This is a genomic window from Alteribacter keqinensis (assembly GCF_003710255.1).
Lineage (GTDB): Bacteria > Bacillota > Bacilli > Bacillales > Salisediminibacteriaceae > Alteribacter > Alteribacter keqinensis.
This window is the reverse complement of sequence record NZ_RHIB01000001.1, coordinates 943,253-957,649: the sequence shown is the minus strand read 5'-3', so window position 1 is coordinate 957,649 and position 14,397 is coordinate 943,253. Positions and strand designations below refer to the sequence as shown.

8 protein-coding genes are annotated in these 14,397 nt (G+C 44.1%); 2 read left to right on the top strand and 6 right to left on the bottom strand.

From position 1 onward, the window contains the following. The first annotated feature begins 201 nt into the window (after positions 1 to 201). The gene (locus EBO34_RS04750) at positions 202 to 1,296 is read left to right on the top strand and encodes an SDR family oxidoreductase (protein ID WP_205165039.1); all 1,095 of its coding nucleotides are present in this window, start codon (positions 202 to 204) and stop codon (positions 1,294 to 1,296) included. A gap of 61 nt (positions 1,297 to 1,357) precedes the next feature. Here EBO34_RS04750 and EBO34_RS04745 read toward each other — a convergent pair whose 3' ends face one another. The 3 genes from EBO34_RS04745 to EBO34_RS04735 form a co-directional block, all read right to left on the bottom strand. After that, on the bottom strand, positions 1,358 to 4,528 hold the full coding sequence (locus EBO34_RS04745) for a UvrD-helicase domain-containing protein (RefSeq protein ID WP_122896778.1): 3,171 nt from the start codon (positions 4,526 to 4,528) through the stop codon (positions 1,358 to 1,360). Continuing rightward, on the bottom strand, positions 4,521 to 7,469 hold the full coding sequence (locus tag EBO34_RS04740; RefSeq protein ID WP_122896777.1) for a PD-(D/E)XK nuclease family protein: 2,949 nt from the start codon (positions 7,467 to 7,469) through the stop codon (positions 4,521 to 4,523). Before EBO34_RS04740 ends, EBO34_RS04745 begins: the two co-directional genes overlap by 8 nt. A 95-nt stretch (positions 7,470 to 7,564) precedes the next feature. Beyond that, positions 7,565 to 8,086, bottom strand: a complete 522-nt coding sequence (locus EBO34_RS04735; RefSeq protein WP_183163712.1) for a metal-dependent hydrolase — start codon at positions 8,084 to 8,086, stop codon at positions 7,565 to 7,567. A 516-nt stretch (positions 8,087 to 8,602) separates the two neighbouring features. Here EBO34_RS04735 and EBO34_RS04730 point away from each other — a divergent pair. Then, the gene (locus EBO34_RS04730) at positions 8,603 to 8,869 is read left to right on the top strand and encodes a DNA alkylation repair protein (protein WP_249414003.1); all 267 of its coding nucleotides are present in this window, start codon (positions 8,603 to 8,605) and stop codon (positions 8,867 to 8,869) included. A gap of 20 nt (positions 8,870 to 8,889) precedes the next feature. Here EBO34_RS04730 and EBO34_RS04725 read toward each other — a convergent pair whose 3' ends face one another. The 3 genes from EBO34_RS04725 to EBO34_RS04715 form a co-directional block, all read right to left on the bottom strand. Further along, complete coding sequence (locus EBO34_RS04725; RefSeq protein ID WP_122896775.1) at positions 8,890 to 9,573, bottom strand: type 1 glutamine amidotransferase domain-containing protein; 684 nt, start codon at positions 9,571 to 9,573, stop codon at positions 8,890 to 8,892. 597 nt (positions 9,574 to 10,170) lie between these two features. Beyond that, the gene (gene odhB, locus EBO34_RS04720) at positions 10,171 to 11,427 is read right to left on the bottom strand and encodes a 2-oxoglutarate dehydrogenase complex dihydrolipoyllysine-residue succinyltransferase (RefSeq protein WP_122896774.1); all 1,257 of its coding nucleotides are present in this window, start codon (positions 11,425 to 11,427) and stop codon (positions 10,171 to 10,173) included. Beyond that, positions 11,424 to 14,252, bottom strand: a complete 2,829-nt coding sequence (locus EBO34_RS04715) for a 2-oxoglutarate dehydrogenase E1 component (protein ID WP_122896773.1) — start codon at positions 14,250 to 14,252, stop codon at positions 11,424 to 11,426. The genes odhB and EBO34_RS04715 overlap by 4 nt, the downstream gene beginning before the upstream one ends. Between the last annotated feature and the right edge of the window lie 145 nt (positions 14,253 to 14,397).

The following is a 14,397-nucleotide window of genomic DNA, read 5'->3' as shown; positions in this document are numbered from 1 at the left end:
ACAACATTATACACCATAATACTATTGATACTAGCTCACTCCATCGAATTAGATAAAAATTACCTAGATTTTTTTAACATTTCTTGAATATAGACTTAGTTGCATGTTCATTTTCGTTACTATTTTACTAGGTGAGTGTTTAACAAATACATTATTTAGAAGTATATGCATCCACTCAGACTATAAAGGAGGTTCATTTTGATGAATACGTACTTTTTTACCGGGTTTCCCGGCTTCATTGCAAGGGAGCTTGTAAGAGAAATGATCAGGCAGAAAGGAAAGGAAATTAATTCGATTTACCTTCTTGTCATGGATTCGCAGGCGAATGCAGCAGAAGAGGAAGTAGCCAGGATAAAGGAAATGGAATGTGGAAATGAAATTGCCTTCCATATTGTTAAAGGAGATATCACAAGTCCTTCCTTATTTACTGATCCGGCAGCCATTTCAAGAATCCGGGAAGTCGATTATGTTTTTCACCTAGCTGCGATTTATGATCTGGCCGTTCCTTACAGGAAAGCATATGAAGTAAATGTAAAAGGAACAAAGCATATTAACGATTGGCTCCTTACACTTCCGAACCTGAAACGCTATGTCTATTTCAGCACGGCTTATGTATCAGGAAAGCGGGAAGGGATTATTTATGAAACTGAACTGGACGAGGGACAGAAGTTTAAAAACGATTACGAAAAAACAAAGTTTGAAGCAGAAATCCTCGTCGAAGATATGAAAGATCATATTCCTGTTACGATTATCCGCCCTGGGATTGTCAGGGGCCATTCCAATTCCGGAGCTACGATAAAATTTGACGGTCCGTATTTCATTTTAAATATGTTTGACCGCCTCTCTTTTCTGCCTGTCATTCCCTATCTCGGTGCAGGGAAGGCAGACGGAAACTTTGTTCCGGTAGACTATGTGATTCAAGCAACAGCCTATTTAAGCCATGCTGACTGTGGAGCAGGAAAAACCTATCACCTTACTGATCCAGCTCCTCTTCCTATGAGGGAAGTCTACCGTCTGCTTATGCTTGAGTACCTTGGAAAACAGCCTGTTGGGATGATTCCCCTCCAGTCAGCCACCTACCTCCTTAACTTCCGGAAATTGAGGCAATGGGTCGGAGTGGAAAAACAAGCCCTCGCTTACCTTACGTGCCGGGCAACCTATGACACTGCCCAAGTTCAGGCTGACCTGAAAGATTCAGACATTGTCATTCCCAGTTTTACAGATACACTTCGTTCGATGGTATCTTATTACAGAGACCACAAAGAAGATAAAAATAAACGTGTCTTAATACATTAAAAAAAGGGGACTTAAAAGGTCGTACCCAAGCCTTATAAGTCCCCACTTTCCTTTTTCACTTCTACTGATCAGGATAGCGGACAAAGTGAAGCATCGCCTCTTTTACCGGTTCATTTGTGACCTTTGTCCATGAGTTTATATAGGCATCCAGCTGCTTTTGATAAACAGATCTCAAAGCCGGCAGTTCACCGGGGTTTTTCAGGTGATCCGTTTTATAATCCACAATCACCCATTCGTTATCTTCCTTAAAGATCAGGTCTATAATACCGTTATGAATCACCAGACCAGCTTCCCCGTGCTCCTGATAGGTGAAAGGAACCTCAGTGTACACTTCACTTGCCTCTTGAATTCTTTTATAAACAGAAGACGACTGAAAGTCATTTAAAAGAGTTTCCGCTTCTTCTTCACGGCTCATATCGAGTTCAAATATACCAAGAAGGTAGGGGATTTTGCTTCTTGCTTCATTTCCATCTTTAATCTGCTGTTCAAATAAGGCATGGACAAAGCTTCCCCACTCTTTACCTCCGCCTGTTTCCCGTTCTAAAAAGACAGTGTCACTGTCCTTTTCAGAAGGGGTCACGTAAGTATAGGAACTTCTGCCTGCGTTAGTAATCCAGTCTTCTCTTTCACGCCTCAGGGACTCATATTCTCGAAAGGAAACTACCTGCTCCTGCTTCGATTCAGATTCCGGCGGTTCAAACGATGCTGGAAGTTCAATCTCTTCAAGGCCGGTAATACCTATATGGAGGGTCTGCCATGGATTAGCTTTATTTTTATCTTTATCTGTCCGGCTGACGATGAGCATTTCTTCTGCTCTCGTTGCAGCGACATAAAGAAGACGGTCTTCCTCTGCTTTCAGGTATTTCATCTCTTCTTCTTTTTTTTCGGCCCACCCTGCAGGCTGGGCAATCAATTCCTTATGGTTAAAGGAACCCACTGATCTGCTGAATGTGAAATAACCTGTGGAACCTGTCTCTGAGCGGTGGATGTGCTTATCAATAAACTTCCCCACATCTGTCCATTTTTTAGGGTGGGCAAGAAATACATAAGGAGCTTCCAGACCTTTGGATTTATGAACGTTCATCACTCTGACTGCCTGATGATCTTCGGGCAGAAGGATCTCTTCGTGAGCCGCCTCACTGACAAGTTCGTAGAAATACGCTGCCAAGTCTCCAAATAACGCATTCCCCTGGCTTTCCTTTTCCCGTACCTGATTGATCATCTGGAAAAAATGAACCACATCACGTTTTGATCTGTTTTTCATGACGTATTTAGACAGGAGCAGCAGGTCATCCGCTACCATTCCTATCGTAGCTGACGGAAGTTTATCTTTGGACCATTTCAAATAGGTCCGTAATTTTTCAAAAACGTAAACAAGCGTCCGCTGTTCACTTCCTGCGAGGCTTTCCGGGATTCCGGAGAATGCATGAAGCTCACCACCTGCTTCCTTATACTTAAACAGGAGCTCATCACTTATTCCAAAGAACGGCCCCCTCAAGACTGCTGTAAAATAAAAGGAACTTGACGGCTTGGCAAGATATAAAAGCAGGTGTGCAAAGCTCGTGAGAAGGTGATCACCACATAAACCGTATTCACCTGAAGTCATAACCGGAAGATTAAAGTCCTGAAGCACTTTTGTATATTCCGAAACGCCTTCGTTGTACCTTGTTAAAATCATAAAGTCACTCGGTTTTGCCTTCCCGGTTTTTACTTTCTCGACGATGTACGCGGCAATGCGGCGGGCTTCAGCCTCCATTACTTCGTCTTTTTTTCCATCCGGAACCGTTAGTGAATAGACACCTTTCATCTCTTCATCACTTTCATCCTGCTTAAAAGAAATCAACGGTCTGTAGGCTGCCTGGTAAGAATCCTCATATTCAGGAAGTGCAGCTTCAAACACAGGGTTGATCCGGCTTGTAATCCTGCTTGTTGTTCTGAAATTCATTACAAGGTCAAGGGTCTCCCCTCCGGTTTTTGCAATCATCTGCTTTACTTTCTGGTAAATATCAATATCTGCACGTCTGAAACGGTAAATGGACTGCTTTGGGTCTCCTACGACAAACAGTGAGCCGGGCTGTGGAGTCTGCTTTGTCCAATCCCGTTCTTCATTTTGTTCACCTGTGAGAAGAAGCATCATTTCAGCCTGTACCGGGTCCGTATCCTGAAATTCATCAACCAGAAGGCAGCGGTACTTATCTTTAAAGTACTGCCGGACCTCCGGCTGCTCTCTCAGGAGCTTTGCTGTCAGGAGAAGCATATCCTGAAAATTCAGCTGGGAGAGCTCCCCTTTCAGCTCTTTGTAGGCAGTAAGGGCCGGTCTGATAAACGGAATAATAAGCTGGTGGCAGTACTCCGCCCATTCTTCAAGAAACCGAACAACCACTTCATGAAATGCCTTTGCCTTCTCCTCAATATCCTTTGCCTCGTCTTTGGACGGCCAGCGGTTTTGTGTAACGGATGGTTTACTGCTAAAAAGTTTAATAAGAGCAATTTTGTTACGGTCTTCATTAAGGTTAAAGTAGGAAAGCTGGTTGATTGCATCCTTCATTTTTTTTTGTAAATTGTCATACCCTTTTACCGGTTTTTCATCAGGTAAGGAGCGTTTTGCATACTCAACAAGTCCGAGAAGTTCACGGTACACAGCGTCCAGTTCGGGCTTTTCCTTAGGTTTTGTATACCAGGACACATCCTCATATTCTTTTACCGTCTTTAACGCCAGTCTAAGCTCTGCCACGTTCATTCCAGCATCGTGGAATTGTGAAAGCTTTTCAGGATTATAGAGCCTCGTTGAAATCAAATGGCGTTCCCATGCCTGTTCCAGTAACAGCTCATCTTCCTGATCGTCAAGCTCTTTAAAATCAAAATCTAGGCCCGCTTCCACAGGCCGCTCCCGCAATAGTTTTGAACAAAAAGAGTGAACCGTACCTAAAAAACATTGATCAAAGCTCTCAAGTGCTCTAATAACACGTTCTTTCTCCCCGCTTTGGAGAGTCATTTTTGCCGTTTTTTCCAGTGAAGCCTGAAACCGTTCTTTCAGCTCATCGGCTGCTTTTCTGGTAAATGTAATAGCGACAATTTCGTGGATACTGTACTTTCCGGATAGAATCAGGTTTGTCATTCTCGTTACAAGACTTCTTGTTTTACCGGACCCTGCCCCGGCCTCTACTAAAAAGTTCCTGTCCAAATCATTGTTAATTAACTCCCGCTGGTGATGGTCAATAAGATCAGTCATATTTCCGCACCTCCCTTAATCGCTTTGCTCCTTCTGTATCAGGGTGTGCCAGTTTCTCCTGAACCAGATCTTCGTCATAACGGTGTCGCATACAGACAGGCTTATAGTCACAGAACTTGCAATCATTCGGGTCCTCTGTAAAGGGAAACTGTCCTTCCTGGATAAATGCGGTGAGGTGGTCAACGATTTGAAGAAGTTCCGCTTTCTTTTGGTCATCGAACTTTCTCATAACCTGCTCTCCCTTTCCTTTTCTGGTCGGAAACAGGTAATGAGCTGCCGAAACCACAGGTCTGTCTGCTTCATTCAACAGTTCAAAGGCCAAGGCATACAGACTGTGCTGAAGTTTTCTTCCGCCATTAAAGAAACCTTCCTCATCAAAGCCAAATGTTCCGCCGGTTTTATAGTCCACCGTACCGAAAGAACCATCAGGCAGCTTGTCCACACGGTCGATCTTTCCTCTTAACTTCAATGTTCCTTTTTCTCCTACAGGAATAGAAACACTGTCTCTTTCCTTAAAACCAAAGTCATATTCAAAGTGAACAGGTTTACGGTTAGCAGAAAAGGTTTCTTCAAGTTTAAGGAAAATGTAGCACGCATCCAGGATTTCCTGACTTTCAAGCTCATAAATCACCTCATTGGGCGGCGGTAAAATCGTTCTTGTTTCTTCTATTGCCGTTTTTGCGATCGGTTCGATCCATTCCATTGTTCCATCAGCCTGAAAGGTTTTTCCTTCGTCATAAAGGTACTGGTAAAACCGTTCAAAAATAGCGTGCAAAAGCGTCCCCTTCGCTGCCGGATCCAGCCAGGCATAGCGGTCTTCTTCTTCATCCTCTTCAGCTTCAATCCCGAGAATATCCTTCAGAAAGTACCGGTAGGGGCAGACAGCAAGGTTTTCCAGTTTGCTTGCGCTCATCACCACCTGGTCATTTACCAGAGGGTTAAGGAGTGCGGTCTGTTTATTCAGGTGTCCGTCATATGGGGTCAGTTCTCCTTTTTGCCTCAATGATTCCGCTCGATTCCCTTGAAGAAGATGGGCAAAAAGTTCATTATTATAAAATGTTTTTTCAAGACGTCCGTTCTTAAACAGCACATTCGTCCACCAGGAAGACTCACTTACTTTTGAAGTCTCTTCATTAACAAAGGAAGAGGCATTTGTTAATGCTTTTTCCACGTCTTCCCCTGTCGCTTCATAGTTGCCTGACTGCACACGGTACAGCTGTATAAAAGCGTAGGCGGGAGTTGCCTTTTTATTGTTTGCAAGGTCCATAAGAGGATAAGAAAAATGCGTCTTCCCCTTAAGACATGTCACAATGCTTGCTGTCTTCCAGGCTTCACGTTTTATATGCTCAGCCGATGTCATCATAAAGTGATGAATGGCTGTACGTTCCTGATCGAGAAGGATAGGATCTTCTTTTTGACTTCCAGGGATGTTTTTATTTGTCATACCGGGAATAAAAACGTGTTTAAAATGGTAATAAAGGCTCGTCCTGACCGGAGTTACATGCAAATGACCCGGCTTTGGCATCGATGCAGTTGCACTCATTTGAGAAAACCAAAATTCAGACTGGGCAATCACCTCACCGGCTTTTCCCTTATATGTAAGGTGAGGGATGACTTGTTCAATCATAAGAATGATATGGGATCTGCATGAAGCATCGTCTTGTCCCGACGGGCGAACCCAATTTTTGAGATAGGTAATCATACTCTCGAGAAACTGAGCAGACGTTACAGTGTCATACCTGCTGTTAACCGGGACCAGTTTAAACAGTGAAGCGAGCCAGGACTTTAATTCAGGATACTCCCCTGTTTCTTCAAGACGCTCAATAACCCTTCTGTATGAAGAACTCCCTTTTTTAACTCCGTGGTTTTTAAGGATACGGAGCATCTTTTTAACTGAAACACCTTCAGGCTCAAACAAACTGCGTTCCTGCAGCATACGTTCCAGATTTTTAAAGGTGAAGCCTGATTTCATCCAGTCCAGAAATGCAAACAGCATTTTTCCTGATGGATAATAAGAAACAGGCACCCCTTCAGAAAAGGTCACTTGAAGACCATTCTTTTCTTTCAGATGATAAAGAAGGCTGTGGTAGGTGTTGGCATTCGGATAATAAATCACAGCCTGATCGAAAGGGATATTCTCGTTTTTCAGATGGGAAAGAATTTGGTTAACTTCGTCTTCCGCACTGAAGGCAACCTTTAATGAATAGTCACCTTTATGCTGGACCATCTTCTCTTCAACTGTTACTTCTGCAGGAACGGAATCCCTGCTGATCATCTGACGGTTCTGTTCGGTATTTTTAAGGTTTGAATAGCCAGGTGCATATACAGAGGCTTTGTCTGTATACCGGTTGATAAATGATGCCGCTGCCGGATGGTAGGCATCGTGGGGGAAAAAGACAAACACCTGCTTTTCCAAGGCTGTCTTTGAATCAGATAACGCTTCCTTAATGAAATCCGCACGATCCACATACCCTTCTTTTATCCGGGACTGTTCGTACCTTTCAATAATCTTTAGAATGTCCTCTCCTTTTTCCACCTTTTGAAAGGAGGATGTATTTAGGGAAGTAACATCCCCCAAACTCCGTTTAATATCGAGTATGGCACGGTAGACCGATTCACTTAATGAAGGTGTGAGTTTGATCGATGAAAAGTATTCAAACTCATTGGCAGCTTGCAGCTCCTTCATAATTTTATAGACTAGCTGCCTCCCTGCTTCCTGGGGAAGTTCTTTTTTCCCATCACGAAGCAGTTTCCAGTACACCGTTTCTTTCACCAGCTCTTCAATAGTTTTACTATGTACGTTAACAACAGGTGTGTTTTCTTTTGCCAGTGCTTCCACTGCCAGGCGGCCATCACGTTTTGAAGGGACAATAAATATTTTTTCCTCCAGTGGATGCTTTTTGACAATTTCAGTGAGACTGTTTAAAAAATCTGGTGACATGATCTCCCCTCCTTTTTAATATCGAGACTTTTTTCTCCAAGAATGGTCTCTATAATAAGGTTGCTTTTATACGATCATACGTTCCTTTTATCATATCACGGAAAAATAAGAGTTTGAATACCCGGACCTTGTAAAATATCTACAATCAACTCTCCTTGCTGGATAAATACAATGGAGATGACAACGCTTATAAACAAAATGATGTTTTCAGCAAGTCCGGAGGTTTTGTATGTAACAGGCATTTTTAACCGAAACGAACTGAATGGAGCAAACAGCGGGATGCTCCTGCTTGAAAACAGATCTCCTGCCAGATGTACAGCGTAGCCAATTAATAGACCCGTTAGAAATGGATGCTCAAACGGAGACAACAGATAAGCTAGGATCATCCACGTTAAAACAGAATGAGTGATGCCCCTGTGTCCGAAGATACGCTTAACCGGCCTTGATATAAATGTAAGCCTTCTCCCTAGAAAAGAACTTGGTTCATCAATATCCGGAAGCAGACTCCCGGCAATCAGCCCCGTTATATAAACAGTAGTAAAAGAAGTGTCCTGCTGAAAAAAACAAATGCCGCTTCCGGCTGCGATCGTTGTTGCAAGGTGTGTGTCGTATCTCATCTGCATATTCCTTTCAAATTCCACTGCTGTTTTATAGTTATTTAATGAATAATAAAGACTGTTTTCGCAAAGATTGTAGCTTTTACTGAAAGAGATTATAAAGCTGAAATGACTCAGACTCCTGTGGCAGTGACGAACTCAAACACTTTGAGCAGGCTGCGAGCTGCTTCGACGCAGATAACTGCGAAGCGTTACTGGAAGAGGAAGAAGCAGGGTTCTTTCTCACCGCTTGCAGGCACTGCCACACGAAAAGCGAAGAGCACGCAGGCTGCAGCTTCATTATCTGTTCTCTAAAGGAACTGATAATAGGAATTATTTATGGAAAAACAGCGATAATTAAAGAAGGTTGATTGAAGTAAAACGGAATTCAACCTGACATAGATTTTATAAGAACTCTTAATGTATCACACTCCTTTGCAGGAAGTAAGAGAGTGTTCTATTAAATTCTGTATCAATGGTTATACTATAAAAAAGAAAAGTTGTTTTCATATAAGATTGCACCGGTAAGGGAAGAAAATGCTGAAAGAAGGAGATGTGATTATGCATCATACGTATATGTGTCCATCATGCAGAGCAAAGACACGATTCAACGTAATTGACCAGGTGGTAACTTCAGTAATGTGGAATAATGATGATGGAGTTTACGAGGAAGTAGAAAGACAGGAACCTTTCCACTTGACCTACCAGGGCCCTGACAAGCGCGTCCAATGCGGAAGCTGCGGGCTCGTGGAGGATGAATTAAGATTCATTAAAATGGCTGAGAATGCAAACAACCAGGCGTAACAGCCTGGTTGTTGTTTTATTTATTCGTAAGTTGTTTTCCACATCGTCTCAACAACATCCACAAACGCTTTTGCTGCTGCCAGGCTTGATTGCGGGTTCTGACCGGTCACCAGGTTGCCATCTGTAACCACATAGTCAGACCACATCGGACCCATTTCAAACAATGCGCCGTTTTCTCTGAGTGATGTTTCAAGAAGGAAAGGCATATGCTTGTCCAGCTCTGTGGATTCTTCTTCTTCATTTGTAAAAGCAGTCATCCTTCTTCCATCAACAAGGGATGTGCCATCAGATTTTTTTACTTTCACAAATCCGGCAGGACCGTGACATACGGCACCAATGGGCAGGTTATGATCTGCAAAGTGGGTTAATATCGTCTGGAGTGAAGGGTCATCCGGAAAGTCAAACATGGTTCCGTGACCACCCGGTAAAAAGATACCATCGTACGATTCTTTTGAGACCTGCTGTAATGGGGCCGTCTCTTCCAAACGCTTGAGAGGCTCGTTCCACGCCTCGGGCTGATCGTTTTCAATACTGACAGGATCCAAAGGAGCCTTCCCGCCTCCCGGACTCGCAACCGTGACATCATACCCTGCTTCAATAAAGGTAAGATAAGGCTCGACGAACTCGGATACCCAGATGCCTGTTTTATTATCGGAATTAATTTTGTCTGCGCTTGTCACTACCATAAGCATTTTCTTTGCCATCGTAACACTCCTTTTGGTTTCCAACGATTATATTCTATCTCCTTGTTCCACGATTCATTCCCTTTCAAACATCATGCCTTGAAGTTAAACGTTTGTTTAATTTCGCAATTTTCTGTTACTGTTTCTGTCTGTCGAGACTTCCACGGATGAAGTCACAACCTATCCGGGCTGAACGGTGATTTTTCCTGCTTCCCGGACAAATAGCCTCCACATAACCACAACCCTTATATTCCAGTGAGACCTGTCGTAAAACAAACTTGAATTCATAGTCAGAGGAACCGAACCCTCCTGCTCCACCCATAGACCTGCTCGTAAACCGCCACCACTCAATTGGAGTCTTGGGGCACAATTCGACAATGCCCTCTTGAGTACGCTGCATTATTTATTCAGATGAAACAGAATAAATTTTATCATCAGTCCTTTCAACTGGTCTTATGCTTCCTGGTTCTACCCTTTACAGGTCCCCTTTTTTGGATATGGTATTAAACAAACGATGACCTTTTGTAACTGGTTTGGCACCGCCATGCGCCTAAAACAAAAAAAGTCTGTCCACAGAGGTGTATTTCACCACTGGGGACAGACTTAGGGCAGTTACAATTATCCTTCCAAAAGAAGGGATTCAGGGTCTTCGATCAATTCTTTTACTTTCACAAGGAATCCTACAGCTTCTTTTCCATCAACAATACGGTGATCGTAGGAAAGAGCCACATACATCATCGGGCGGTTTTCAAACGTATCATCATCAATGGCAACCGGACGCATCTGAATCTTGTGCATTCCGAGAATACCTACCTGCGGAGTGTTAAGGATTGGGGTAGACCACAGAGATCCGAAAATACCACCGTTTGTGATCGTAAAGCTTCCTCCTTGAAGGTCGCCAAGGGTAAGCTTTTTCTCTTTTGCTTTTCCGGCAAGATTTCCGATTTCTTTTTCGATACCGGCAAAGTCAAGGCGGTCCGCATCACGAACGACCGGCACGACAAGTCCGTCATCGGTGGAAACTGCCATTCCGATATCATAAAACTTCTTCATGACAATTTCGTCACCTTGAATTTCAGCATTTAACAGCGGGTACTTCTTCAAAGCACCGATAACAGCTTTTGTAAAGAATGACATAAAGCCAAGTTTTACTCCGTTGTTATCAAGGAACTGATCTTTACGGCGTTTACGAAGCTCCATGATATTTGTCATATCAATTTCGTTAAACGTTGTAAGCATTGCAGCTGTCTGCTGTGCTTCTACAAGACGCTTGGCAATGGTCTGGCGACGTCTTGACATTTTTACACGCTCAACCGGCTTGGCAGGGTCATCTTTTGGTTTTTCCTGTTTTGCAGGCTGCTGTGAAGGTTTTGACTCAGACTTTTTCTGCTTGGACTCATGTTCTTCAATATCCTCTTTACGAATACGCCCTAATGGGTCACGCGCAGAAATTTCGCTCAGGTTGATTCCTTTTTCACGTGCATATTTACGTGCAGACGGTGTTGCAATCGGACGGTCAGGGGAGTCTGAACTCTCTGACTGGGATGTTTCCTGTGAAGAAGCTTCCGGCTCGCTTTTGCTCTGTGATTCTTCTTTTTTCTCTGCTTTCGGCTCTTCTTTCTTCTCGGAAGAACTTCCCCCAGCTTCTTCAATCATGGCGATAACATCTCCGACTTTAACTGTATCCCCTTCCTCAAAGAGAGCTTCTTTGAGTGTACCGGACTCATCAGCGGAGATTTCCACATTTACCTTATCCGTTTCAAGCTCTACGATATCGTCACCTTTATTAATTTGGTCACCTGGCTGCTTCAGCCACTGAGCGACTGTACCTTCTGTTACGGATTCTGCTAGTTCAGGAACTTTGATTTCGATCATTCTTCTTCTCTCCCTTCGCTGTTTAACGACAACGCATCTTCTATGATTTTTTTCTGGTCTTGTTTGTGCGCTTTCGGATCCCCTTCAGCTGGAGCTGAACGACGGCGGCGTCCGATATACTTCACTTCTGCATGATCTTCGGCCAGGTGTCTGAGGTGTGGAAGAACATAGTGCCAGGCTCCCATGTTGCTCGGCTCTTCCTGTGCCCAGACCCATTCTTTTGCGTTCGGATATTTTTCTTTGAGCTCTGCAACAGCTTCCCTTGGGAACGGATAGATCTCTTCAACACGTACAACGTGAACCGTGTCTTTATCTTCAAGTTCCTCAGCTGCTTCAGCCAGGTCGATCGTGAGCTTACCTGTGGCAAAAACAATCCGCTTTACGTTTTCGGGATTTTCTGCAAGCCCGGGCTGTTCAAGAATCGGCTTAAACATACCTGCTGCCACCTCTTCACTCGTGGAAATCACTTTATTGTGTCTCAGCAGGCTCTTCGGTGTCATCACAACGAGCGGACGCACTTCATCCTTGCCAAGAATGCTTGCCTGACGTCGGAGAAGGTGGAAATACTGTGCTGCACTTGTGACATTTGTTACGTGCCAGTTATTTTCGGCAGCAAGCTGAAGGAACCTTTCAACCCTTCCGCTCGAGTGCTCGGGACCTTGTCCTTCATAACCGTGCGGCAAAAGCAGAACGAGTCCTGATTTTTGCCCCCACTTTGCACGTCCTGCAGATACGAACTGATCGAAAATAACCTGTGCTCCATTGGAGAAGTCTCCGTACTGGGCTTCCCAGATTGTTAATGTTTCCGGAGCCTGAACAGAATACCCGTAATCAAATCCAACTACAGCAGCTTCCGATAACGGGCTGTTATGAACAGCAAAAGAAGCATTCGCATGGTGCATTTTATGGAGAGGAGAGTATTTTTCATTGGTTTCACTGTCAGTCAGTACAATGTGACGCTGGGAGAATGTCCCCCGTTCCGAGTCCTGACCTGTAAGACGGATTGGATTTCCGTCATGGAGAATCGTAGCAAAGGCAAGTGTCTCAGCTAATGCCCAGTCAATGGCTCCTTCATTGTCAAAGGCCGTTTCACGACGCTGCAGGATCTTTTTAAGTTTGGGAAATACTTTAAAGTCTTCAGGGAACTTTAACAGCTCTTCGTTTATTTGCTTGAGGGTGTCCAATTCAACTGACGTATCAATGTTATCGAGAGACTGGACAACCTTTTCAGGAGGATTCATCTCCCCTGCCCGGTCACGTTTGTTTGCTTTAATTGTTTCATACTGGGACTGCAGGTCACTAAGAAGCTTCTGACGCAGCTTCTTTCCATCGTCACTTCCGATAATTCCTTTTTCATGCAGTCTGTCAGCATAAAGTTCATATACCGTTTTATGTTTTCTGATTTCCTTGTACATCTGCGGCTGTGTTGCTGCAGGCTCGTCCATTTCGTTGTGACCGTATCTGCGGTAACCGATAAGATCAATCAGAACGTCTTTTTCAAAACGCTTACGATACTCGTAGGCGAGATGCATCGCTGCAACACACGCTTCCGGATGATCAGCATTCACGTGAATGACCGGCACTTCAAATCCTTTAGCCAGATCGCTTGCGTAATTTGTTGATCGCGAGTCACTGCTGGATGTCGTGAATCCGATTTTATTGTTGGCGATAACATGAATCGTACCACCCGTAGCATAGCCCGTAAGCTGGGACAGGTTTAACGTTTCAGCAACTATACCCTGACCCGGGAATGCAGCGTCACCGTGGACGAGAATCGCCATTGCTTTTGACTTGTCCTGTTTCGGATACCCCGGCTCACTGCGATTGTCCTGTGCTGCACGGGTAAAGCCTTCAACAACCGGATCGACAAACTCCAGGTGACTCGGGTTGTTGGCAAGGGAGACGGTTGCTTTTTCTTCTTTTTCTTCAACTTCCCGGTCAGCTCCGAGGTGATACTTTACGTCACCTGTCCAACCGTAGTTAATTCCTACAGAACCTTCGGAAGGCACGAGTTCTTTGTTTGGAGCGTCAACGAACTCGGAGAAAATGATCTCATACGGTTTCCCGAGAACGTGGGCAAGAACATTCAGTCTGCCCCGGTGCGCCATACCGATCATGACATTTTTAGCGCCATCTGTTACGGATTCCTTGACCGCATCATCAAGCATCGGCACCATTGAATCCAGACCTTCGATTGAAAAACGCTTCTGTCCTACAAATGTTTTGTGGAGGAAGTGTTCAAACCCTTCCACATGATTCAGACGGTTCAACAGATCTTTTCTCATCTCATCTGAAAAAGTCGGGCGGTATTCTTCCGACTCCACCATCTTATAAAGCCACTCCCGCTCTTCCAGGTCATGAACCTGATTAAACTCAAAAGCGAGTGCCGAACTGTAGACCTTTTTCAGATGATTAACGGCATCAAGCCCGTTCTCCACTGATTTTGGAGCATGCGGTGTGAGAAGGTGAGCCGGTATTGCTCTTAACGCTTCTTCTGTAAGCTGATAACTTTTCAGGTCGAACAGGTTTTGTGACTCACGTTTTTCAACAGGAGAGATATCAGCCATTAAATGTCCGTTTCTTCTGATATGATCCGCCAGCTTTGCAGCCTTTATTGCTGCGGTAATGTCTCCGCCGCTGCTTTGTGCAGCCGGAGTTCCTTCTGATTCGGGCGGGCCTCCCCATTTGTCAAAAAACTGCTTTAACTCTTCATCTACTGAAGCTGCATCTTCTTTGTACAGTTCATACACTTCCAGTAAATAGCCGAAGTTGGGTCCGTGAAACTGGGACCAGCCTTCATCCATTTGAACGTGTTTTGAGCTCATGAATCCAGTACCTCCATTTGTACACCCGGTTTGTGTACATGTAATATGTAAAGTTTAAGAAGGATAAAAAGTAGTAGTGCTTTAAAGCGTGTGAAACGCTTACATCGTTATTTTATCACTATAGGAAATATTCCTCAAAAGAAAT

Excerpts from the sequence above, each read along its gene's own strand:
- EBO34_RS04750 (WP_205165039.1), top strand. The coding sequence starts at position 202 with ATGAATACGTACTTTTTTACCGGGTTTCCCGGCTTCATTGCAAGGGAG.
- EBO34_RS04745 (WP_122896778.1), bottom strand. The coding sequence starts at position 4,528 with ATGACTGATCTTATTGACCATCACCAGCGGGAGTTAATTAACAATGAT.
- EBO34_RS04740 (WP_122896777.1), bottom strand. The coding sequence starts at position 7,469 with ATGTCACCAGATTTTTTAAACAGTCTCACTGAAATTGTCAAAAAGCAT.
- EBO34_RS04735 (WP_183163712.1), bottom strand. The coding sequence starts at position 8,086 with ATGAGATACGACACACACCTTGCAACAACGATCGCAGCCGGAAGCGGC.
- EBO34_RS04730 (WP_249414003.1), top strand. The coding sequence starts at position 8,603 with ATGCTGAAAGAAGGAGATGTGATTATGCATCATACGTATATGTGTCCA.
- EBO34_RS04725 (WP_122896775.1), bottom strand. The coding sequence starts at position 9,573 with ATGGCAAAGAAAATGCTTATGGTAGTGACAAGCGCAGACAAAATTAAT.
- odhB (WP_122896774.1), bottom strand. The coding sequence starts at position 11,427 with ATGATCGAAATCAAAGTTCCTGAACTAGCAGAATCCGTAACAGAAGGT.
- EBO34_RS04715 (WP_122896773.1), bottom strand. The coding sequence starts at position 14,252 with ATGAGCTCAAAACACGTTCAAATGGATGAAGGCTGGTCCCAGTTTCAC.